Below are 22,837 nucleotides of genomic sequence, written 5' to 3' on the forward strand. Positions count from 1 at the left end.
ATGTAAAACAAAATAAAAAAATAAGAAATATGAGAACTGATGTAGCAGGTGTTATCATTGCATTGGTATTGGCCTTTGCAGGTATGCTGAGTGTTTGTGCACAAGATGCAAAAGAAAGTGAAGTGCGTAAAGTGGATGCTTTCTCGTCAATTGAGATAACCTCTGTGGGGACAATTCATTTTACACAGAGTGACACTTATTCTTTCAGGATTGAAGGCAGGGAGAAGTACGTGAAGAATACGGAAACCACAGTGAAGGACGGCCGTTTGCTGATAGGCTTCAAGGACAAGAAAAACAAGAGTAGGAGAAATCAGAAAGACGGCGTGACTATCTGGATTTCGGCTCCCGACTTGAAGGAGGTGGAGTTTACCGGTGTAGGGGAATTCAATTGTGAGAAGCCCTTGAAACTCGATGAAGTGTCATTTGAGGTAAAAGGCGTGGGTGAAGTGAATGTTGCCGATTTGACGTGTAACGTGTTGAAAGTTGCTTTGCGCGGAGTAGGTAGCGCCGATATTCATGTAGTCTGCGATTATTTGTCTGCCCAAATGGGTGGTGTGGGCAGCGTCACTTTGAGCGGAAGCGCCGGACGCGCTGATATTTCCAAAGGAGGCATAGGAGGCGTAAATACAGATAATTTAAAAATAGGCCGTTGAGATGATAAAGCAATATTTCATACAAGCATGGGCGCAACTTCGCCAGCAACCGCTGATTAGTGCGGTCAGTATAGCCGGTACTGCGCTTGCCATCTTCCTCATTATGCTGGTGGTGATGATGCAGCAGGTAAAGGTTGTCCCTTTTGCACCCGAAAGTAACCGTGACCGCTTCCTGCACGTCAAGTGGATGAGTATCTCCAACTCAAATTGGGGAGACGGCACAAGTAACGGACCGATGAGCGCACAGACTGCCCGCGAATGTTTCCAGTCGTTGAAGACACCGGAAGCCGTTACTATTTATACTGTTTTTCCTATATCCACTCCTGTATCTCTGCCGGGCAGTCCGGCGATCAGTGTGGACTTGCGACAAACGGACGACATCTTTTGGCGCGTATTTGACTTCTCCTTTATCGATGGAAAGCCTTATGATAAAGCAACATTCGATGCAGGTCAACCGGTGGCTGTACTTACGGAGAGTGTGGTGCGCAGCCTTTTCGGCACGACGGATGCCGTGGGGCGCGAGTTTCTTCTCAACCATGCGCCTTACCGCGTTGCCGGTGTCGTGAAAGATGTGTCTACGCTGGCCGACTGCGCTTACGGACAGGTATGGGTCCCGTATACTTCTACGGGAATGGATAAGGAGGCTTGGAACGACCGGCACATGGGAATGATGAGTTGTACGATGTTGGCGCACAGCCGGGATGATTTTCCTGCTATCCGTCAGGAAGCGGAACGCCGTAAACTGGAATATAATACGCTCATCGGAAAGGACGGATGGGAACTGATTTACCGCAACCGCCCTTACGACCAGGAAAAAAATGCCATAGCTTTCGGCGCTAATATCGAGCCGGATGTGGATGCAGCCCGCCGCCAGCGGATTATGATCTTTGTTATTTTGCTGATAGTGCCTGCCATCAACCTTTCGAGCATGACGCAGAGCCGTTTGCGCCAGCGGGTGTCGGAGATCGGAGTACGTCGTGCTTTCGGAAGTACGCGTGCGGAACTGATGGGGCAGATTATAGCGGAGAATCTGGTGGTAACTTTATTGGCAGGTATCGTGGGCCTGCTGTTGAGTGTGGCTTTTGCATACATGGGCAACACTTTGCTTTTTGCACAGGAGTTCAGCCAGACTTTGAATCCGCCGGAAGTGGATGCGTCGATCCTGCTTCATGCTTCCACCTTTGCCTGGGCATTGCTCTTTTGTTTTGTCCTGAACCTGATGAGCAGCGGTTTCCCGGCATGGCGCGCTGCACGTATCGGAATAGTGAACGCATTGGGAGGGCGGTTGCACTAAACACTTATGACTAACAATTAATCACAGAAAAAAAATGACTAAGAAACTTTTAGTACAGATAAAGAATGAATGGCGCAATAACCTGTGGCTGGCTTTGGAACTGTTGGTGGTGAGTGTTGTGATGTGGTTTGTGGTGGATTACCTCTATACAGGTGCGGCTACCTATCTGGAGCCGAGGGGGTTCGACATCAGCCATTGCTACCTCATCGAAATGGGAAAGCTTACCGAGAAGAGTCCCGACTATCTCTCTGGCCAGACCGATGAGCAGGAGGATGCCGATATTCTTGAGCTTGTGGACCGCCTGCGCCGCCGCCCTGAAATAGAGGCAGTAAGTCTTTCGCAAAACTCATATCCGTATAACGGCAGTAATTCTACGGATCAGGTGCGTTATGATACATTGGTGGCCGATAATTGGACTATCCGCCGTATGGTGACTCCCGATTTTGTACGTGTATTCCGCTATCAGGGCGCACGTGGTGAAACGCCCGAACAGCTTGCCGAGATGCTGGAAAGGGGGGATTTCCTTGCTTCCAACAATCTTTACAGGAAGTACAACCGTCCGATGACAGAGCTGGTGGGCAAGCAGTTTCAGCTTTTCGGTGATACTACGCAAACTTTCCGGTTGGGGGCAGCTTTGAAAGATGTACGTTACAGTGATTTCCAGCAAGCCCGTAATTCTTACACCTTTCTTTATAAGCTCGGTTGGTATGATCCGGGACTGGAGCTGTGCCTTCGTGTCCGGGCCAATCAAGACCATGATTTCATCCGGCGCTTGAAGGAAGACAGTGAGAAGCAGTTCCGTATCGGTAACATCTTTATCTCCGAAATACGTTCTTTTAAAGATATACGGCGTAACTACCAACAGGCGTGGAGCAATGATTTGCGTAATTACGTTATGGGAATGGGATTCCTGTTGCTGAATATTTTCTTGGGACTGCTTGGCACTTTCTGGTTCCGTACCCAGCAGCGCCGTTCGGAGATTGCATTGCATAAGGCGCATGGAGCTTCGGATATAAACGTTTTTATCCGTTTGGTCAGTGAAGGATTGCTTTTGCTGCTGCTTGTCACACCGATAGCGTTCATTATCGACTACAATTTAGCAAATATGGAATTGAACTCATGGCGTAATGGTACAACCTTGGAATGGGGACGCTTGTTGCTCTGTGCTGCCATCAGCTTTGTCCTTATAGGATTGATGATTGCCATAGGTATCAGCATTCCGGCACGCAAAGCCATGAAAGTACAGCCTGCCGAAGCGCTGCATGATGAATGATTTTGAGGATATTAAACCGATATATTGAATATGATACGTCTTTATTTTCAACAAGCGCTGTATCATTTGCGTGAGAATCCTATCATAACGTGGGTTTCTGTATTGGGTACGGCATTGGCCATTTGCATGATTATGGTGCTTGTCATCACTTTTCAGGTGCGGCTCATAGATTGCGAACCCGAAGTGAACCGGAGCCGATCGTTATATGTGTCTGCCATGTCTGTCAAGAATAAGGGCGCGGGCGATAATGATTCGTCCAATGCCCGTATGTCAGTGCGTACAGGGCGAGAGTGCTTCAAGAACCTTACTACGGCTGAGGCGGTGACATTGATTTCCCTACCCGAAAAAGTGCGGGCTTCCTTACCGGCAGGCAACAAGGCCACTGTCGATATGGTTCAGACAGATGATACATTCTGGCATATTTTCCATTTCCGTTTTCTCAGCGGAAAGGCATTTACGAAGGCCGATAGTGACGCAGGAGTGCCATGCGCTGTGTTGAGCTCGACGGTGGCACGCCGCCTGTTCGGAACGACGGATGTAGCGGGAAAGACAGTGCTGCTGAATCATGTGGAATACCGTATATCCGGCGTAGTGGCAGATGTGTCTGTGCTTGCCACTTCTGCCTATGCACAGGTGTGGATACCTTATAATTCTACGGATATCTCCCGGCTGGCGTGGTGGGAAGATACTATGGGGCAGATGAGGGCAGTCATTCTTGCATATTCCGCAGCCGATTTTCCGGCTATCCGTAAGGAGGTGGAGCAGCTCCGGCGTAAGTACAACGATGGGTTGCGCGACTCGGAAGTGTTCTACCGGGGGCAACCCGATGAACAGTTTGCCAATCTTTATCGTAAGTGGAGTGAAGTACCCGATACTAAGGCTGTTGTTATGCGCTATACGCTTGTCATTGCCATTCTTCTGATAGTTCCTGCTATCAATCTGAGCAGCATGACGCTCTCCCGTATGCGCAAGCGTATGGCAGAGATAGGCGTGCGCAAGGCGTTCGGGGCCACAGGAGGGGAATTGCGGCACCAGATATTCTTTGAGAATCTGCTGCTGACATTGTTTGCCGGGATATTGGGACTTGCATTGAGCTATGCCGCGACTTTCCTGTTGAACGGTTTCCTTTTCAACAACAGTGCCAATGCTTATTTCAGTGGTGAGACCACTTTGACGCCGGGTATGCTGCTTTCGCCCTGGGCTTTTCTTGCAGCTTTCGGCTTCTGCCTACTGATGAATATTCTGTCGGCAGGCATACCGGCATGGCGGGCTTCGAGAATGAATATAACGGATGCGATCAATCAAAGGTAAATGAGGATCATGGGAACGATATTAAAACAAATAAGGAACGAGTGGAACAGTAACCTTTTTCTCTTTATGGAATTGCTGTTGGTTTTTGTCGTGTTGTGGTATATTGTGGACTGGACACTCGTCACCGCGCGTGTCTATCATGCTCCGATGGGATTTGATACAGAACATTGCTACAACATTGCTGTGGGTAAGCTGGGGGAGAATTCTCCTCTTTATAATCCGGAGTCTACTGTTGATGATGATATGGAAGACTTGCTCCGGCTTACGGACAGGTTGCGTCATTGCCCCGGCGTAGAGGCTGTTGCTCTTTCACAAAACTGCTTTCCCTATAATGAAGGCAGCAACAGCATTGAGTTGGGCATTGATTCTGTGCCTGTCAGTGCACGACTTCTTTGGGCGGATGCGGATTTCTTTCGTGTTTTCCGCTACTCTTTCACAGAGGAAGATGACTTTAATAAGGTAGAGGCTGCATTCCGGAACGATGAACTGGTGGTTTCTTCCAATCTTACCGAAGGACATCCTGAACTGGATGCGGGCAGTGCCGAGTCATTGCAGGGAAAGGAAGTATTGCTTTTGAACTATGGGCAAGATGTCCGCCGGCGCATCGGTGCCGTAGGGACACCTGTGCGTTGGTCGCATTTTCAAACTTCGGCGCAGTGGGGAGGAGCTTTTGCCGCCCTTCCTCTCGATGTGAAAAGATTGCGGAGCTTCGGTGATCCCCGTTATGTCACTGTCAGTTTGCGCGTTTCCGAGGATGCCGATAAGGGCTTTGCCGAAAAACTGATGGACGATGCCGACCGTCTTTATCAGGTAGGTAACCTTTATTTGCTGGATATTACACCATTCGTCCACTTACGTGAGATCTGCGAGTTGGAGGATATGAACGAATGGAAAACACAACTTTGTGTACTGGGATTCTTGTTGCTGAATATCTTTCTGGGCGTTATCGGAACATTCTGGTTTCGTACGCAACAGCGCCGTAAAGAGATTGCCTTGAGGCTGGCAATGGGAAGCCCTCGACGGGGCATCTTTTCCTACCTTATGTATGAAGGGATACTGTTATTGACGTTGGCGGTTATACCGGCGACCGTCATTGCTTTCAATATTGGTTATGCCGAACTGGTGGACGTAGGCAGGATGCCTTTCGATACCGGACGTTTTCTGTCGGCGCTTGTTGTGACATGGATGCTGATGGCATTGATGATTGTTGCCGGCATTTGGTACCCCGCATATGGAGCGATGAGGGTGCATCCGGCAAAAGCATTGCATGATGAGTAAAGTTTTTTTAAGAAAAAGGTGTAAATTCTCAATATAACCTTGTATATTTGTATGACTATAAAGTTCATGCAAACAAATCAAAAACGGGGAAAATGAGGAAACACCTTTTCTTAATATGCTCATTAGCTTTCTTATGCTTGACACTGGGGACGCTTTCGGCTGAGGAGAAGACCTATAAAATACTTTTCATTCAGTCATATACCAATAACACACCTTGGCATAATGAACTTATTGCCGGTTTGCAGGAAGGCTTGGAGCAGGAGGGGGTAAAGGCCGATATCGTTACTGAATATTTGAATGCGGACTTTTGGACTTTCGCTTCAGAGTGTGTCATTATGCGCCGTATATGCGAACGGGCCAGGTTGCGCAAAACAGACCTTATTGTGACTTCCAGCGATGAGGCTTTCTTTACCTTGACCCATTGCGGTGATTCTTTGCCATATCAGGTGCCGGTAGTTGTTTCGGGCATCAAATATCCTGATGAAAAAGTGTTTGAAAAAATGCCGAATGTCTCCGGTTTCACCTCAAAAACGGATTTCACTATACTGCTGGAGGAAGCTATACGCATATTTCCCGGACGTAAGGAGATTGTCTGTCTGTCCGATAGCAGCTTTTTGAGCCTCAAAGGGGTAAGGGCAGTGGAAGAAGCCTGGATACCTTTCAAGGAGAAGCACCCTGAATACAGTTTGAGGAAACTGAATGTACAGGCAAAATCTATTAACTCCATTATTACATCCATTTGTTATGATTATAACGCCTATAAGTATATTGTCATTGCCCCTAAATGGATTCCTTTTCTTTCTTTAAAGTTGAAAGCCCCTACATTTGCCAATCAAAATCTGGCAATGACGAACGGGGTCCTGTGCGTATATGATGTGGAACCGGCGACAGATACTTATGCCGCGGGCAGGCAGGCGGCAAGTATCTTGAAAGGAGATTTTTCTGTTTCATACGGAGTGAAGAATCTGGATGGCAAGCTGTTGTTCGATTATAAGCAGCTGGGCTTTTTTCATGTAGACGTGGAGAGCGTCGAAGAACAGGGAAGCATTTTGAATATTCCCTTAATGGACCGTTATAAGGTTTGGTTCATTCTTTTCTACTCGGTGACAGTGGGTGCGTTGGTGGTTCTTGTAGTCTGGCTTTACCGGAGCAACCGGCACGAATTACGTAAGCGCATACAGGCGCAGACCCGTTTGATGATACAGCAACGCTTGGTTGAACAACGGGATGAATTCGATAAAATGTTCTGTTCTATCCGCGACGGGTTGATAACGTATGATACGGAAATGCACATACATTTCGTCAATCGCGCTTTGGCGGAAATGCTGGGACTGTCTTCTGATACATACATGGCGCGTTCGTATGAAGGGCAGGTTGCCGGTTCCATTTTTCATATCTATATGAATGGTGAGAATATCTTGCCGACTCTTCTGGAACAGGTTGTCCGGGATAAGAAACCTGTCGTTATACCCGAAAAAGCTTTCATGCAGGAGAATGTGAAAGGCACTTATTTCCCGGTTTCGGGCGAGGTAGTGCCCATTTTTGCAAAAGACAAACTGACGGGTATGGCAATCGTTTGCCGTAATATATCAGAGGATGAGATGCAGAGGCGTTTTTTCGGTATGGCTATCGAGGAGAGTTCCATTTATCCATGGCAGTATAATACCCGTCTGAAATGTTTCCATTTCCCCGTAGGGTTGTTGAAGCGTTTTAATTACAGCGACCATACGGGGTATATTTCGAGGGAGGAGCTGGACAGGGTTATTCACCCCGAAGATCTGCTTCGTATACGCAAGCATTTTGATAGCATTATATTGGGACGTGAACCTAATTCCCGTATGAGTTTTCGTTTGCAGAATACAGCCGGCGGGTATGAATGGTGGGAATTCCGCAGTACCGCATACGAAGGACTGACGGCAGACATCCCTTACATGGTGTTAGGCGTATGTCAAAGCATTCAAAGGTATAAAAACACCGAGGACGAACTTATTGCGGCCCGCGATAAGGCTTTGCAGGCTGACAAGCTGAAATCGGCGTTTCTTGCCAATATGAGCCATGAGATACGCACGCCGTTGAATGCGATAGTGGGCTTCTCTGATCTGCTGAAAGACTTGGAAGGTTTCTCGTCGGAGGAAGTGCAGCAGTTTGTGGAAACGATCAATATCAACTGTACATTGTTGCTGGCATTGATGAACGATATTCTGGATCTTTCACGTATAGAGTCGGGGACAATGGACTTCCGCTTCTCCTCTTATAATCTTACATTTATCATGCAGCAGGTCTACGACTCCCAAAGGTTGAGCATGCCGCAAGGGGTGGAATTGCGCACCGACTTTCCGGAAGGTACAGGAAAATCCATGATTACGGATTCCGTACGTTTGAAGCAGGTTGTGAATAATCTGATTAATAACGCCAAGAAGTTTACTACAAAGGGGTATATTCTTTTGGGGTATCGGGTAGAGGATTCCGGGCATACTGTCATTTTTGTGGAAGATACCGGATCCGGTATTTCCGATGAGAATCTGGGGCATATCTTCGAACGTTTTTATAAGGCGGACAACTTTACTCAAGGCGCCGGTTTGGGATTGAGCATTTGCCAGACTATTGTAGAACGTCTGAATGGCACTATAACAGTAACTTCAAAGCTGGGTAAAGGAACCCACTTTGAAGTCAGAATAAGTGATAAAGCAATATAGGTGCAAACAGACCGGAAACTCATTCAATTCTCTTGCATCCGTTGGATTGCAAGAATTCATCAATCACCTGTTCATAGTTGCCATGCAACATGATGTGATGATTGCCCAATGGGTTTCTGAGGAAATATTCCGTCGGAGTATTCATCTTTATGCGCACCTGTGTGCGGCACATATTGATGTAGTTGGTGTTTTCGGTTAGCGTGCCTGTACTAAGGTAATATTCATCCAGACATTCTCCGCCGCATTTCACAATTGTCACATCTCCGGTGGGAAGTATCCCTTGTATGCCAATACCGCTTTCTGTCTCAAAATGGTTGCGGATGATGAACTGCTCAGTCTGTGCAATGCCGATTGTGCAATGTGCCAATATAAGTTCATTGGTGCGTGCGTTAATTATGGAAGGGTTGGCCATGAAAGCCGGTTTCCCGGTAAGTACTTTGGCTGCAAGCATGGTGAATACTGACTGTAAATCGCCTTCGCATCCGGCAATGATGCCTTCGTCATTCAAGAGGGAAAGTGCCAGGCAACCGGTAGTGCCCGTCTGTTCTATCAGGCGGAAACAGCTCAAAGTGAGGGCGCTCAAACGGTCTTCGTCTACTATTCTCCGGATAGCACGATACAGCCGCATGGCCTTTATCATATCTTCGGGTGACGCTTCCCGGCAGGCAAGCGCTTTTCCGGCAAGATGGGCACAGGCTTCACCCACTTCATCGTCGGTGATCTGGTTGTAATATTCGTAAATCCGGTCAAGGGAAACGTCTGTATATTCCACTCCCCAACGGCGTTTGGCAAGCAGATAGTCTACATTGCTGGCAATGAGCCAGCTTGACGGAGTGCCTATCACGCCGATGCGCATTCCAAAAAGGCTGCGTTGCGCCATGAAGTTGCTGTGTAATACAAAAATGCGTTTGATGATTTCGGGCAGTTCGCCATGAAGGATCTCGCTTTTCATCCCTCGTCCCCGTAGCCAAGAAGACACTTCGAGAGCGGCAGCCAGTGAATTCTGCATCCCGTCTGCCAGTATAATGGCTGGGCGGGGAAGTGATTCGAAATGCTGGATGACCAGTCGTTCTACTCCGCCGGTAGCGATGAACAGAATGCTGAAATCATTGGACGTCAGTTTGCTAATATCTTGATAGTCTACGAAATTGACAGTGAAATATTTTTCTAATTCAGTCAATATTATTTCATGGGAACTGCGAACAGATGCTTGTTTATGTAACAGTGATGCAAAAGTTATTAGGTTGATGACCATGGTGTTACTTACTATTTTTAATATTGGTTTATGATAAAACGGTTGTAGTTGTCTATTTGTTTATATTTCAAAGGTACAAGAATCTTTTTAAATAGCATAGTGTTTTTAATATAGATAAGGTTTTTAAAGTTTTTATGTCTTAGCTTCCCTTTAGTATCAAATAAATCACTACATTTGCGACTTAAATGATAAAATGATATAAAAGAACTCATGCCAACAATTTCTATTCGCGGAATGGAGATGCCCGCATCTCCTATCAGAAAGCTGGCTCCTTTGGCAGATGCAGCCAAACAAAGGGGCATCCATGTATTCCATCTCAATATTGGACAACCTGATTTGCCTACGCCGCAAGTCGCGATTGACGCTATTCGCAATATTGACCGTAAAGTCTTGGAATACAGTCCCAGCGCAGGCTATCGCAGTTATCGTGAGAAGTTGGTGGGATATTACGATAAATACAACATCAAGCTTACCGCCGATGATATCATCATCACTTCCGGCGGTTCGGAAGCAGTCTTGTTTTCTTTCATGGCATGCCTGAATCCGGGTGATGAGATAATTGTGCCGGAGCCGGCTTATGCCAATTATATGGCGTTTGCCATTTCTGCCGGAGCTAAGATACGTACGATTGCAACAACCATAGAAGAGGGTTTTTCACTGCCTAAGGTAGAAAAGTTCGAGGAACTTATTAACGACCGTACACGTGCCATCCTTATTTGTAATCCCAATAATCCTACCGGCTATCTTTACACTCGCCGCGAGATGAATCAGATACGTGACCTTGTGAAGAAGTACGACCTTTTCCTTTTCTCCGACGAGGTATATCGTGAGTTTATCTATACGGGATCTCCTTATATTTCTGCCTGCCACTTGGAAGGTATCGAGAATAATGTTGTCCTGATTGATTCTGTTTCCAAACGTTATTCGGAGTGTGGCATTCGTGTCGGTGCACTGATAACGAAGAACAAAGAAATACGCGATGCCGTTATGAAATTCTGTCAGGCGCGTTTAAGCCCTCCATTGATAGGGCAGATTGCCGCCGAAGCATCTTTGGATGCCGGGGAGGACTATTTGCGTGATACTTACGACGAGTATGTGGAACGCCGTAAATGTCTGATTGACGGTTTGAACCGTATTCCCGGCGTATACTCGCCCATTCCTATGGGTGCGTTTTATACCGTAGCCAAATTGCCGGTAGACGATTCGGACAAGTTTTGTGCATGGTGTCTCTCCGATTTCGAGTACGAAGGGCAGACTGTTTTCATGGCTCCGGCTTCCGGCTTCTATACAACTCCGGGGTCCGGCCGTAACGAAGTCCGCATAGCTTATGTATTGAAGAAAGAAGATTTGACACGCGCGTTATTTGTGCTCTCCAAAGCACTCGAAGCTTATCCGGGACGTACGGAATGAAACAGTGGGATACAGATTTCACGAATACATAATGTCCTCATAGTCTGTATCCTGAAAAATAAGGGTTTGTTTTATGGATTTATCTCGTTTCCTTGCTCTTCGTATTTATCGTAACAGTGATGCGGAGAAGAAAGTTTCCCGCCCTGCTGTGCTGATAGCAACTCTTGGTATTGCTATCGGGCTGGCTGTAATGATTATTGCAGTATCGGTGATAATCGGGTTCAAGAGTGAGGTACGTGATAAAATAATAGGTTTCGGTTCCCATATTCAGATTAGCAATTCGGATGCGGCACGCTCCTTTGAAACTCGCCCTATAGCTGTGACGGACAGCATGATTGCTGTCCTTACGGATAATCCTGAAGTGAAGCATGTACAGCGTTATTCCACCAAACCGGGTATGATAAAGACAGCTGATGCCTTTCAAGGGATGGTGCTGAAGGGCATAGGTCCTGAATATGCCACTTCTTTTTTTCGCCGTCATTTGGTGGAGGGGGAATTTCCGCAGTTCAGTGATTCTGCTTCTACTAATAGGGTTGTTATCTCGAAGGTGATCGCCGACAAAATGAAGTTGAAGCTCGGTGATAAGATAGATACCTATTATATACAAGATGATGTGCGTGCACGTCGTCTGACGGTGGTGGGCATTTATCAGACCAACTTTTCCGAATACGATAATTTGTTCCTGCTTACCGACTTGTGTATGGTGAACCGCCTGAACAAATGGCAGCCTGATCAGGTGAGTGGACTGGAACTGGAGTTGTATGATTACGACAAGCTGGAAGAAGCCACCTATCAGATTGCTGATGAGATAGGACAATCTCCCGACCCTTATGGCGCGGATTATTGCGTGTTGAATGTGGAACAACTCAATCCGCAAGTCTTTGCATGGCTCAGCATTTTGGATGTTAATATATGGGTTATTCTTATTCTGATGATCGGAGTTGCCGGTTTCACAATGGTCTCCGGGCTGCTGATTATCATTATTGAGCGTACATCCATGATTGGTGTTCTAAAATCTTTGGGTGCCAATAATTTCACTATCCGTAAATTGTTCCTTTGGTTGGCAGTGTTCCTTATAGGAAAAGGTATGTTGTGGGGAAATGTAATAGGCTTGGCTTTTTATTTCGTCCAGAAAGGCTTTGGAGTGTTTCGTCTTGATCCGGAGACTTATTATATGGACACCGTTCCCGTATCTCTCAATATCTGGATCTTCTTGTTGCTGAATGTCGGCACTCTATTGGCATCAGTCATAATGTTGTTGGGGCCGTCGTATCTTATTACACGAATTCATCCGGCCAATTCCATGCGTTATGAGTAAGCCGACATCGGTTTCATCTTGTGAGATGAGGTGCTACTTTCTCAGGAATCCGCTTTTCTTTCTGAACATGCAATAGAGTTTCCAATGGAGAGATTGCATAGGCTGAAGTATATCAAAGACAGGCAGCGTCCAATAGTATCTGCGTTGATCGTTCAATTCTTTTGCAGTCTTATTGATGATGACTGCTTGTAGGATGAAGCGGAGTATCCAGATGAGAAATGTGATGCCTGCTGCCAACCAGTGAAAATTCAGTACGCTTATCACGAGCAGAGCTATCCACACAGTGTAGAATGTCAGGCGGGTAGTCGTTTCCAACCCGGCCAGCCAGCGTTGTGCGCCATGATAGAGCCGGGCAGTAGATGCATAACCTATTTTTTCTTCCCGCCAGTCTTTGGCACCGGATACAGGCTGCATGCGTACAATGGCATCTGCGTCAGTTTCTACACGCGTATTTTCTGCAGTGGCTATATGGTTGACAAAGAGGTCGTCGTCACCTCGTTGAAGGTTGAGATGTGCGGAGAAGCCTTTCTCCCGGTAAAACAGTTCCTTGCGGTAAGCAAGATTTCGTCCGATACCCATATAGGGGCTTCCGGCGAGTGCGAAACCGAGATAACGCATGGAAGTGAAAAGGTTGTCGAACGCTATGCGCTTATGCAGCCAACCTCTGCCGCGTTCGTAGCCGCTGTATCCCAGGACAACTTGTGTGCGTGAGGTGAAATTGCGTGCCAGTAGGCGTAGCCATTGGTTGCTTTGCGGTTGGCAGTTGGCTTCGGTAAAGACGAGCCAGTCGTATTTGCTTGCTTTGATGCCGAGTGTTACGGCAAGTTTTTTCCGGCTGATATAGCGGGAGGAATCTGGAACAAAGCTGTGATAGAGGTGTGGATATTTCTCTTCCAACAGTGTGAGGTAGTCTTCGCTTTCGTCAGTGTCACCGTCATTGATGACGATAACTTCAAACTGTGGATAGTCTTGTTCTAAAACCGCGGTGAGGTTGCGACGCAAGTTCTCGGACTCTTCCCGGGCGCAGATGATGACCGATACGGGAGGTAATTCCTGGGAAAAGTGTACATTACTTCGCTTTACAGCACGATTATGTAAATGGATACGGTTGTACAGACAAAAGTAATAAAGGATTTGGATAACAAAAAGAACTCCCGTCGCTGCGAGTAATATCTTTTCTGTTGTATCGAATGTTAATGCTTCCATGTAATTTATGGTGAATTTTATAACGTGCAAAGTTACAAAATTCACCATAGATTGCATGGATTAATGCAGATTATTTATTTCCGGTACTGCCTTAAATTTTGTTTCGGGGAAATGCTTGGAAAGATACTTCTGTATGTATTGCATTGTATCATTTTGTATGGTTTTATCTTCCACCGTAGGGTAGAGATTATACAATACGGTATCGAGCGGAATTCCTCGATGTTTAATGGCTTCGAGACTTAACAAGGTATGGTTGATGCTACCCAGTTTGCCGGATGTTACGAAGATGAGGGGGTATTTTTTTTCTGCAATGTAGTCAATGGTGAGATATTCTTCTGTCAAAGGAACCATTAGACCACCGGCTCCCTCTATAAATACGGTATCGTAACGACGGGCCAGTTCTTGGGTGGAACGTTCTATTTTGTTAAAGTCGATAGGGCGGTTGTCAATATGTGCGGCAAGGTGGGGAGAACAGGGGTAAGAGAATATTTCGGGCATGGTGAGCCCTTCTTTATCTTCAGGCAGATAACCTGTTCCCATGATGCGCCGGTGCAGATCAATGTCTTCGGAGTGACCTGTATTTCCGGTCTGGATAAACTTTTGGGTGATAATACGCTGTCCGTTTAAGGAGAGTTGTTTGGCGTACCAAGCTGTGCAATAGCTCTTTCCGGCATCGGTGTCAATGCCACTGATAAAATATATGTTCGATTCCATACTTTCTTATACTTTGATTAAATATATGTTTCTTCTTCTTGTTTTATTCTCTTCCTGGCAATAATATAAATCGGATGATACGTCAGCGAGACACTGTGATCCGTATTGCTATACATCCGGATATATTCGTTGCAGAAGTTCTGCAGTCGTCCGCGAGTCCATACTCTCTTTTCAGTGCCTGTAACTCCGGTCTGTTTGAGATGTTGCAACACTTCGAGCGGAGTGCCAAAAGGCAGAATGACAATCTCTTCTTCAGCATAAATAATTTCGAAAAGAGGTGAAAGCAGCTTTTTCAGGCTATCGAGGGGCAGGTACTCCAGCCCGTTTCCTGTCAGGGTGTGTATTTCCTGCATATTCTGTTTGCCAAAAGTGCTGAAGGCAAGGATACCACCGTCCGACAGGAAGCGGTGGCAACGGGTGAAGAACCGCTTCGTGTCGGCAAACCATTGTAGGGTGGAGCAGGAAGTTATCAAGTCCGTTTCCTGTGGAAACTCAAGGGTTTCCGCATCACAAGGCATGAATTTGACTCGTCCTTTGTTGTCCCGATCGCAGATGTCCTTTATACATTCTTCCATTTCGGGACATAGGTCATTGAGCAATAGGCTTTCCGGTTGCAGGGTGTGCAGCAGTAAACGCGAATAGCAGCCTGTTCCGCATCCGAATTCCGCAACCTTGCGGAAAGGGGAGATGCTCTCAGGACAGCTTAGTGTGTTGCCGGTACTGTTTGGTGCGGCGGAGTGCTTTCCGGTGTGCTCCATCAGCAGGCGAAGCATCTTCTCCGCTACCTGCTGTTGTACGCGTGCTTCTCGCCCATATGTGTTACGGGCGTGGGCAAAGCGTTTGGCAACAAGCGTTTTATCAATGGATTGGATGGGATTGAAAGTCATTCCTCTATCGTTTCATCAATGTTTATGGTTTTGAGATGGCATATAAAGTCATCAACAGTCATTTCCCACATATCTTGCAGCAGAAAACGGAACATAGGTTCGTCATAATGTGCGTTGTCTGTCAGGATTACATTGCTATGCACCGGGCTTTCATTGTTGATTCTCAAATTTTCGGGAGGAAATATCCGGTCGTTGTTGCCAATAAAAACATAGTCGTACTCGTAGTTGTATTTGTCGTAGTATTCCTGAAACTTATCTTCATCTTTTTCGTTATATATGTCCTTTTTCTCTATGCTTCCATGCATCTCGAAGTATTGTTCCTTAATGAGTCTCAGTTCTTCTTTTATTTCATCGAAGTTCCGGCGGGGAGTTATTTCCATGAATGCTTTGTAAGCGTCACTGTCTTTGCACATGCGGCGCAGGAACTTCTGGAGCGAGGCGGGAGTGAGCCCGTCAAGAGTGGCTTGATAGGTTTTCAGGGGAATACCTTCCAAATTGTCAATGGGGGATATGCTCCCATTGAAAGCTATGCTGAGGATCTTATTTTGGGGGATATTGCTGAGTATGAGAGAACCTACCCACACTCCCATGGACCAAGTTACCACATTCACACGCTGGTAGCGGTCGAAAATGGACTTATCAAAATCGAGTGTTCGGTAGTCGTAGCAAACCATATAGTCCATCCCTTTGGGACGGTATTGCTTGAAAGGGGTTTCATCCGCTGCCCAACCGGCAAACAGTAATAGTAGTTTGGGATGATTTTCGTGTACGATATAAACTTGTTTCATGATTCTTTTCTGGTTAGTAAGTGAATATTTAAAATCGAATTATTATTAGTCGGTATAGGCGCTGATGTTATTACTCAGCTCTTCTATTTCTTCCTTTCTGATTTCCGCTGTCAGCGAAAAGCGGATGCGCGACATGCCCTCCGGTACTGTCGGCGGACGGACTGGCAGGGCGTAAAATCCATGCCGTTGCAGTGCTTCCGCCTGTAGGACTGTGTCTGCGCTCGGGCCGATTATCATTGGGACAATATGGCTGACGCTGGGGCATGTATACCCTCGTACCTGTAAAGCTTCGCGAAGCGTCCGGCTGATATGCGCCAAATGTTTGCGCCGTTCCTGCATGTCAGCCAAACGGCGTACGATAAACAAGGTCCATGCAATGTTTACCGGTGGCAGCCCGGTGGTGAAGATGAGGGTGCGCATACGGTTTACGAGATATTCCCGTATTACCTTTTTGCATACAATATAGGCGCCGACAGATGCAGCCGCTTTACCGAATGTACCGACAAGGAAGTCAATGTCGTGAATGCAATGGAATTCTTCGGCACAACCGAGTCCTTGCCTGCCGCGTACACCGAAGGCGTGTGCTTCATCTACGTAGAGCAGGACATTGTCATACTTGCGCTTTAGTTCTGTTAGTTTCTGTAAATCAGCTTGGTCACCATCCATACTGAAGATACTTTCGGTGACGATGATGACCCGGTGATAGGTAGTATGATGTTCCTCCAACAGTCTTTCCAGTTGCGTCAGGTCATTGTGGCGGTATCGGATGCATTTGGCTGCCGAAAGGCGGATACCGTCAATCAAGCTGGCGTGAACAAGTTTGTCGGCAAGTATCAGGGTGTGTGCATCGCTGACAGCGGGTAGAATACCTGTGTTGGCATGATAACCGCTGTTGAAGACCAAAGCAGCTTCCGTACCGAAAAGGTGTGATAGCTCGGCTTCCAGTTCTTCGTAGACTGTAAAATTACCTGTCAGCAGTCGGGAAGAGGAAGAAGAAGGCAGGAACGTATCCGGGGTAAGTGTGCGGAGAAACTCTTCACGCAATGCCCTGTCTGATGCCAGTCCCAGATAGTCGTTGGAAGATAGGTTCAGCATGCGTTTATTGTTTACGATAACTTCCCGTCCGTCATGTGTCATTTTGGGTAAGTGGCGCAGATTACTATGCTCTTCCAGTTGTAGCAGCTCTTGCTGCATTTGTTTCAACAGACTCATAATTGAAAATTGTTTAATATGACTGGTCTATCACTTTAATCAGTCCTTTTGTTAATTTACTGAGTTGTTCCGGTTTTATAATAAAAGGGGGCATCAGGTAGACCAGTCTGCCGAATGGACGTACCCAAATTCCCTCTTCAACGAAGCGGCGTTGCATCCATGCCATGTCCACAGGCTTTTGGGTTTCTATGACACCGATAGCTCCGAGTATCCGTACATCGGCCACTTGCGGTAATTGTCGTGCGGGTTCCAGTTCCCGTTTCAACTGTGCTTCGATATGGGCAACTTTCTCTTGCCAGTTATATTCGGGTGATGTGAGCAGACGCACCGATGCACATGCTACGGCACATGCCAGAGGATTTCCCATGAAAGTAGGACCATGCATAAACGCATTCGGAGCGTGATTGGAGATTGTATCTGCCACCTCGTTAGTAGCCAGTACGGCGGAAAGTGTCATATAGCCTCCGGTCAGGGCCTTGCCGATGCATATGATGTCTGGCTCTATTCCGGCATGTTCCCAGGCGAAAAGTTTTCCGGTACGTCCGAAGCCGGTTGCTATTTCATCAAAGATAAGCAATAGATGATGCTCCCGGCATAATTTTGCTGCTTCGCGTAAGTATTGCGGATGGTAGAACCACATTCCTCCTGCACCTTGCACTATGGGTTCCAGTATCAAGGCTGCTAATTCATCGGCATGCTGTTCTATGATTTCTTTCAGAGGAAGAATGTCCGCCGGATCCCACTCGCCGTCGAAACGTGAGTGGGGCTGGGGAGCGAAGTACCGTACAGGCAGTGCCGAACCGAACAGGGAATGCATCCCCGTTACAGGGTCGCATACAGACATGGCATTCCACGTATCTCCATGATATCCGCTTCGTATGGTAACGAAGTTATTCTTCTTCGCCTGATTTCTTGCGCTCCAGTACTGTACAGCCATTTTCAACGCCACCTCCACCGCTACTGAACCGGAATCGGCATAGAATATCTTCTGCATGGAAGGCGGTACTAACGGCAACAGTAATTTTCCCAGTTCGATAGCAGGGTCGTGTGTCAGCCCTCCGAACATGACGTGTGACATCTTGCCAAGCTGCTCCGTTGCAGCCCGATTCAGCACTGGATGATTATAACCATGCACAGCACACCACCAGGAGGACATGCCTTCTATCAGCGTCTGGCCGCTTTCCAGTGTAATGGTGGCGCCGTCCGCTTGCTTCACTTTGTATACAGGAAGCGGGTTGGTAGTCGATGTATATGGATGCCACAGATGCTCGCGGTCGAATTGTGAATCACAGAACTCATATCCGGCTTCTTCTATCAGCTTCTTGTCTTCGGAAACTTTAGAGCCGAGTGTTGTCAGCAGGTCACCGACAATTGCCGAATTGATGCCTATGTAAAGGGATTGCTTGACTGTTTCTTTGCTCAGTTGCGAACGTCCGCCTGCAAAACGCAGATAGGCGGTGGGATTGATGAAACGGAAAAGGGCGATCGTAACAAGTACCTCTTCATCCGTCAAGGGTTGTTGGCCTTCCAGCGGAGTGCCCGGAATGGGACTGAGCAGGTTGATGGGAATAGATTGTACTTCCAGTTTTTTTAGGGTAAAGGCAAACTCAATACGCTGTTCCATGGTTTCACCCATACCGATGATACCGCCGCTGCAAATGTCCATACCGACATTGCGGGCAGCCTGCAATGTATGTAATTTATCTTCTTGTGTGTGCGTGCCGCACAAGGTGGGGAAGAAAGAAGGGGCTGTCTCCAAGTTACAATGATAGCGTGTGATACCGGCGTCGTACAGATCGTGCAGCTCTTTTTCGTTCAAGAGTCCTAAAGAAGCGCACAGCTGTATGGATGAATGTTGGCGCATGTGGCGTACTGTGTCGCAAAGTTGTTCCATTTGCCGGGATGAAGGTTTTCGGCCGCTGGTGACGAGGGAAAAACGGTTGATGTCTTGCCGTTCATTGTATTGCGCCTGTTTGAGGCACTCTTCTGCGGGGAGCAGGTCGTAGATTTCAGCTTTGGTATGATAGTGGGAAGATTGTGCGCACCATTTGCAGTTTTCGGGGCAGCGTCCCGATTTGGCATTGATGATAGAACACATGTCAAACTCGCGCGGTGCGCATTGTACGGTAATCTCGTGCGCAGCGGCATAAAGCGCTTCACGATCGGCGGTATTCGCCAGCCAGGCGGCTTGGTCGGGCGATATATCTATGCCTGCCAATACTTGGGCTTTCAGTTCGTTAATAGTCATGGTATGAATAAAATAGGGGATAGTCTGAACCGCGTCCTGCTTCCGTAGCGAGCTGTCGGCTACGTTCTTGCGCAGACAACCGATTGTGACGCATCTGCCTATACTGGCAAATGCAGCGTATGACTTCCGGCTCCAACGGCGGAAGCGTATCGTTTGTCTATGGATTTGTTTTCGCTTCACGATTATACTATCTTGTTATATTTTTTTTAGCGGCTACAAATGTAGAAAAAATATTCATTAAATACCCGGATTGTAGTAGTAACTTACGGTTTCGTTTGCTTTTAGTGACGCTTGCACGTCAATCAGCCGTTGGTTGCTGCTGCCTCGGAAATAGAGTTCTTCGTCACGAAGGTCTTTTTGGAATTTTCCGTCTACCAGTACGTCGATATACTCCAACAGCTTTGCTTGACGTGGATTGCGCAATAAAGCCTCGAAGGTATATCCGGTATAGCACCAGATGTTTTTCCGGCTTTGCCTTTTGATGGCGCGTGCCAGTTCGGTGAAGCCTTCCGGCTGGTACATAGGGTCACCTCCACTGAAAGTTACGTCTGCAAAGTTGTCGGCAAGAACTTTTTGCAGTATTTCATCGGTACTCATCCAGCGTCCGCGATTGATGTCCCATGACTCCGGATTGTGGCAGCCCGGACATCCGTTGGGACATCCGGCTGCATAAATGGCGGTGCGGAAACCGGGACCGTCCACCGTAGTATCTTCTAATATATCAAGAATAGAAAGCACTTTTTGAATGAAGAATTAATTTTTAATTTCCATGTACTACTCTGTCGTTGAGTTCGGCAAGCTTGGCTTGGTTCCAACGGTCGGTGGTGCCTACCAGATAACCGGTGATACGTTGCAGCTTGTCGATATGGGTACTACCGCATTTGGGACAAACTTCAAGGTTGGCGGTTGAGTTTTCATATCCACATTCCAGGCAGCGGTTGCGGTTGTGATTTACGGAACCGTATCCAATGTTGTATTGGTCCATCATATCCACTACGCGCATAATGACTTCGGGATTATGAGTGGCATCACCGTCAATCTCCACGTAGAAGATGTGTCCGCCGCGGGTCAGGTCATGATAGGGGGCCTCGATTTCAGCTTTATGGCGGGCACTGCATTTATAGTATACCGGAACGTGGTTGGAATTGGTGTAGTAATCACGATCTGTAATGCCTGGCAGGCTACCGAATTTCTTGCGGTCTACGCGGGTGAACTTGCCCGACAGACCTTCGGCAGGAGTAGCCAGTATACTATAATTATGTTGATATTGATTAGAGAATTGGTTAGCGCGGTCGCGCATATAGGTCACAATTTTTATTCCCAGCTCCTGTGCTTCTTCCGATTCTCCATGATGCTTGCCCAAAAGCGCCACCAGACATTCTGCCAGGCCGATGAAGCCGATGCCCAACGTGCCTTGATTGATTACGGAGGAAATATCATCATTGGGTTTGAGCTTGTCGCAACCCATCCACAAAGCGGACATCAGCAGAGGAAACTGTTTGGCAAATGCGGTTTTTTGGAACTCCATACGTTCGTGAAGCTGCTGTGCAGTGATGTCGAGCATGGCATCCAGCTTGGCAAAGAAACATGCGATGCGTTGCTCCTTGTCTGCTATGTTCATGCACTCTATGGCGATACGGACAATATTGATTGTGGAGAAAGAGATGTTTCCCCGTCCGATAGAAGTCTTTGGACCGAAGCGGTTTTCGAATACACGTGTACGGCATCCCATAGTAGCTACCTCGTGTTCGTAGCGTCTTGGGTCGTCGGCTTTCCAGTCTTCACTTTGGTTGAAAGTGGCGTCCAGATTCAAGAAGTTTGGGAAGAAGCGACGTGCGGTTACTTTGCAGGCCAGTTGGTAGAGATCGTAATTACGGTCTTCAGGCAAGTAACTCACGCCGCGTTTCTTTTTCCATATCTGAATGGGGAATATAGCTGTCTCGCCGTTTCCTACTCCCTGATATGTACTTTTCAGCAATTCGCGAATGATGCAGCGACCTTCGGCAGAGGTATCTGTTCCGTAGTTGATAGAGCTGAACACTACTTGGTTTCCTCCGCGTGAGTGTATCGTGTTCATGTTGTGTATGAAGGCTTCCATTGATTGATGCACGCGGGCTACGGTCTTGTTTACAGCATGCTGAACGATACGACGGTCGTCAGTCAGGCCATCCAAAGGTTGTTGCAGGTAGTCTGCCAGTTCCTTGTGATAGAGATGTGAGTAATCTTTGCCGTTCAACTCTTCCAAGTTCTTGATTTCTTCGATGTAGCTGTTGCGCACATAAGGAGCAAGGTAGAAGTCGAATGCAGGAATGGCCTGTCCGCCATGCATTTCATTTTGGGCAGTTTCCAATGATATGCACCCCAGAATACTGGCAGTTTCAATGCGTTTTGCCGGGCGTGATTCTCCATGACCGGCGGAGAATCCATATGTCAAGATACGGTCCAGGGGATGTTGCACACAGGTCAGGCTCTTGGTGGGGTAATAGTCTTTGTCATGGATGTGCAGATAGTTTTGGCTGACAGCATTCAGTACTTCCTCGCTCAAAAGATAGTCGTCGACGAAAGGTTTGGTGGTTTCGCTGGCAAACTTCATCATCATGCCTGCCGGTGTGTCGGCATTCATATTGGCGTTTTCGCGGGTGATATCATTCGACTTGATATTGATGATTTCCAAAAACATATCGCGTGTTTTGGCTTTGCGGGCAATGCTGCGCTGGTTGCGGTAGGCGATGTATTTTTGGGCGACATCTTTGCGGCTGCTCTTCATCAGTTCCATTTCCACTAAATCTTGAATGGCTTCTACTGTCATTTGAGCATCTCCTTTGAAGGAGATATGGTCGGTGATCTGACGTATCAACTGCATGTCTTCACCTTTATCGGTGTGAAGCATGGCTTTACGGATAGCGGTTGCTATTTTCTCTTCATTGAAACCGACGACGCGTCCGTCACGCTTGAGTACTGTTTGTATCATTTTGATTGTATTTTTAGATTTTATAGTAGGACTTAATTGCGAAACAAAGGTATGATAGTTATCTCAAAGATTGTACTTTTGGAAAACTTTTATTGAATTAAAAATAGTTAATTCGTTTATAATCAATACTGTTCTCTTATAAAGTGGAAAACTTTTTAATTTTTGAAACTTTTGTGGTTGTACATTATTGGCAATTATGTGTTGTTTTACTTGTCAATCTATTTCCGAACTAAAAATAATAAATAGGGATTTCACTTGCTGGTTTATCAAATTCTTTGGCTATATTTGCTTCTCTTTGCTATTCATTAAGATAGGGCAAAGTC

The 22,837-nt window shown here is 46.9% G+C and carries 17 protein-coding genes; 8 read left to right on the forward strand and 9 right to left on the reverse strand.

Annotated features, from left to right (window positions below):
- Nucleotides 1–29 precede the first annotated feature (29 nt).
- From NQ546_RS10220 to NQ546_RS10245, 6 genes are all read left to right on the forward strand, one after another.
- The gene (locus tag NQ546_RS10220; RefSeq protein ID WP_004290052.1) at nucleotides 30–653 is read left to right on the forward strand and encodes a GIN domain-containing protein; all 624 of its coding nucleotides are present in this window, start codon (nucleotides 30–32) and stop codon (nucleotides 651–653) included.
- A 1-nt stretch (nucleotide 654) separates the two neighbouring features.
- Nucleotides 655–1,947, forward strand: coding sequence for an ABC transporter permease (locus NQ546_RS10225; RefSeq protein WP_004290053.1), 1,293 nt, complete (start codon nucleotides 655–657; stop codon nucleotides 1,945–1,947).
- Between the two features lie 34 nt (nucleotides 1,948–1,981).
- Nucleotides 1,982–3,220, forward strand: a complete 1,239-nt coding sequence (locus NQ546_RS10230; protein WP_004290054.1) for an ABC transporter permease — start codon at nucleotides 1,982–1,984, stop codon at nucleotides 3,218–3,220.
- Between the two features lie 30 nt (nucleotides 3,221–3,250).
- Complete coding sequence (locus NQ546_RS10235; RefSeq protein WP_004290055.1) at nucleotides 3,251–4,531, forward strand: ABC transporter permease; 1,281 nt, start codon at nucleotides 3,251–3,253, stop codon at nucleotides 4,529–4,531.
- 9 nt (nucleotides 4,532–4,540) lie between these two features.
- A complete protein-coding gene (locus tag NQ546_RS10240; RefSeq protein ID WP_239463445.1) occupies nucleotides 4,541–5,809 on the forward strand; it encodes an ABC transporter permease in 1,269 nt (422 codons plus the stop codon).
- Nucleotides 5,810–5,901: 92 nt separating this feature from the next.
- Nucleotides 5,902–8,505: a sensor histidine kinase gene (locus NQ546_RS10245; RefSeq protein ID WP_004290057.1), complete on the forward strand. Its 2,604-nt coding sequence runs from the start codon at nucleotides 5,902–5,904 to the stop codon at nucleotides 8,503–8,505.
- 19 nt (nucleotides 8,506–8,524) lie between these two features.
- Here the strand turns inward: NQ546_RS10245 and NQ546_RS10250 are convergent, their stop codons facing one another.
- Nucleotides 8,525–9,760 carry a fucose isomerase gene (locus NQ546_RS10250; RefSeq protein ID WP_004290058.1) on the reverse strand — a complete coding sequence of 412 codons (1,236 nt, stop codon included), beginning with the start codon at nucleotides 9,758–9,760 and terminating at the stop codon, nucleotides 8,525–8,527.
- A 210-nt stretch (nucleotides 9,761–9,970) separates the two neighbouring features.
- Here NQ546_RS10250 and NQ546_RS10255 point away from each other — a divergent pair, with 210 nt between their 5' ends.
- Both NQ546_RS10255 and NQ546_RS10260 read left to right on the forward strand, forming a co-directional pair.
- Nucleotides 9,971–11,170: a pyridoxal phosphate-dependent aminotransferase gene (locus NQ546_RS10255; protein WP_004290060.1), complete on the forward strand. Its 1,200-nt coding sequence runs from the start codon at nucleotides 9,971–9,973 to the stop codon at nucleotides 11,168–11,170.
- A gap of 73 nt (nucleotides 11,171–11,243) precedes the next feature.
- Entirely contained in the window at nucleotides 11,244–12,488 is a 1,245-nt protein-coding gene (locus tag NQ546_RS10260) for an ABC transporter permease (RefSeq protein ID WP_004290061.1), read from the forward strand.
- Nucleotides 12,489–12,521: 33 nt separating this feature from the next.
- Here the strand turns inward: NQ546_RS10260 and NQ546_RS10265 are convergent, their stop codons facing one another.
- The 8 genes from NQ546_RS10265 to NQ546_RS10300 all read right to left on the reverse strand — a co-directional run bounded on the left by NQ546_RS10265 (nucleotide 12,522) and on the right by NQ546_RS10300 (nucleotide 22,514).
- Nucleotides 12,522–13,694, reverse strand: coding sequence for a glycosyltransferase (locus tag NQ546_RS10265; protein ID WP_039953180.1), 1,173 nt, complete (start codon nucleotides 13,692–13,694; stop codon nucleotides 12,522–12,524).
- A 60-nt stretch (nucleotides 13,695–13,754) separates the two neighbouring features.
- A complete protein-coding gene (gene bioD, locus NQ546_RS10270) occupies nucleotides 13,755–14,408 on the reverse strand; it encodes a dethiobiotin synthase (protein WP_004290063.1) in 654 nt (217 codons plus the stop codon).
- 17 nt (nucleotides 14,409–14,425) lie between these two features.
- A complete protein-coding gene (gene bioC, locus NQ546_RS10275) occupies nucleotides 14,426–15,295 on the reverse strand; it encodes a malonyl-ACP O-methyltransferase BioC (RefSeq protein ID WP_004290064.1) in 870 nt (289 codons plus the stop codon).
- Nucleotides 15,292–16,083 (reverse strand): pimeloyl-ACP methyl esterase BioG family protein, encoded by a 792-nt coding sequence (locus NQ546_RS10280; RefSeq protein ID WP_004290065.1) that lies wholly within the window; start codon nucleotides 16,081–16,083, stop codon nucleotides 15,292–15,294. Before NQ546_RS10280 ends, bioC begins: the two co-directional genes overlap by 4 nt.
- Nucleotides 16,084–16,128: 45 nt before the next feature.
- Entirely contained in the window at nucleotides 16,129–17,295 is a 1,167-nt protein-coding gene (locus NQ546_RS10285) for an 8-amino-7-oxononanoate synthase (RefSeq protein ID WP_004290066.1), read from the reverse strand.
- A 13-nt stretch (nucleotides 17,296–17,308) separates the two neighbouring features.
- Nucleotides 17,309–19,543 carry an adenosylmethionine--8-amino-7-oxononanoate transaminase gene (bioA, locus tag NQ546_RS10290; protein ID WP_004290067.1) on the reverse strand — a complete coding sequence of 745 codons (2,235 nt, stop codon included), beginning with the start codon at nucleotides 19,541–19,543 and terminating at the stop codon, nucleotides 17,309–17,311.
- Nucleotides 19,544–19,780: 237 nt separating this feature from the next.
- On the reverse strand, nucleotides 19,781–20,281 hold the full coding sequence (nrdG, locus tag NQ546_RS10295; RefSeq protein WP_004294782.1) for an anaerobic ribonucleoside-triphosphate reductase activating protein: 501 nt from the start codon (nucleotides 20,279–20,281) through the stop codon (nucleotides 19,781–19,783).
- A 22-nt stretch (nucleotides 20,282–20,303) separates the two neighbouring features.
- Nucleotides 20,304–22,514 carry an anaerobic ribonucleoside triphosphate reductase gene (locus NQ546_RS10300; protein ID WP_004290069.1) on the reverse strand — a complete coding sequence of 737 codons (2,211 nt, stop codon included), beginning with the start codon at nucleotides 22,512–22,514 and terminating at the stop codon, nucleotides 20,304–20,306.
- Between the last annotated feature and the right edge of the window lie 323 nt (nucleotides 22,515–22,837).

This window comes from Bacteroides eggerthii, from assembly GCF_025146565.1.
Taxonomy (GTDB): Bacteria; Bacteroidota; Bacteroidia; order Bacteroidales; family Bacteroidaceae; genus Bacteroides; species Bacteroides eggerthii.

Coding starts and splice junctions, on each gene's coding strand:
- NQ546_RS10220 (WP_004290052.1), top strand. CDS start 30: ATGAGAACTGATGTAGCAGGTGTTATCATTGCATTGGTATTGGCCTTT.
- NQ546_RS10225 (WP_004290053.1), top strand. CDS start 655: ATGATAAAGCAATATTTCATACAAGCATGGGCGCAACTTCGCCAGCAA.
- NQ546_RS10230 (WP_004290054.1), top strand. CDS start 1,982: ATGACTAAGAAACTTTTAGTACAGATAAAGAATGAATGGCGCAATAAC.
- NQ546_RS10235 (WP_004290055.1), top strand. CDS start 3,251: ATGATACGTCTTTATTTTCAACAAGCGCTGTATCATTTGCGTGAGAAT.
- NQ546_RS10240 (WP_239463445.1), top strand. CDS start 4,541: ATGGGAACGATATTAAAACAAATAAGGAACGAGTGGAACAGTAACCTT.
- NQ546_RS10245 (WP_004290057.1), top strand. CDS start 5,902: ATGAGGAAACACCTTTTCTTAATATGCTCATTAGCTTTCTTATGCTTG.
- NQ546_RS10250 (WP_004290058.1), bottom strand. CDS start 9,760: ATGGTCATCAACCTAATAACTTTTGCATCACTGTTACATAAACAAGCA.
- NQ546_RS10255 (WP_004290060.1), top strand. CDS start 9,971: ATGCCAACAATTTCTATTCGCGGAATGGAGATGCCCGCATCTCCTATC.
- NQ546_RS10260 (WP_004290061.1), top strand. CDS start 11,244: ATGGATTTATCTCGTTTCCTTGCTCTTCGTATTTATCGTAACAGTGAT.
- NQ546_RS10265 (WP_039953180.1), bottom strand. CDS start 13,694: ATGGAAGCATTAACATTCGATACAACAGAAAAGATATTACTCGCAGCG.
- bioD (WP_004290063.1), bottom strand. CDS start 14,408: ATGGAATCGAACATATATTTTATCAGTGGCATTGACACCGATGCCGGA.
- bioC (WP_004290064.1), bottom strand. CDS start 15,295: ATGACTTTCAATCCCATCCAATCCATTGATAAAACGCTTGTTGCCAAA.
- NQ546_RS10280 (WP_004290065.1), bottom strand. CDS start 16,083: ATGAAACAAGTTTATATCGTACACGAAAATCATCCCAAACTACTATTA.
- NQ546_RS10285 (WP_004290066.1), bottom strand. CDS start 17,295: ATGAGTCTGTTGAAACAAATGCAGCAAGAGCTGCTACAACTGGAAGAG.
- bioA (WP_004290067.1), bottom strand. CDS start 19,543: ATGACTATTAACGAACTGAAAGCCCAAGTATTGGCAGGCATAGATATA.
- NQ546_RS10300 (WP_004290069.1), bottom strand. CDS start 22,514: ATGATACAAACAGTACTCAAGCGTGACGGACGCGTCGTCGGTTTCAAT.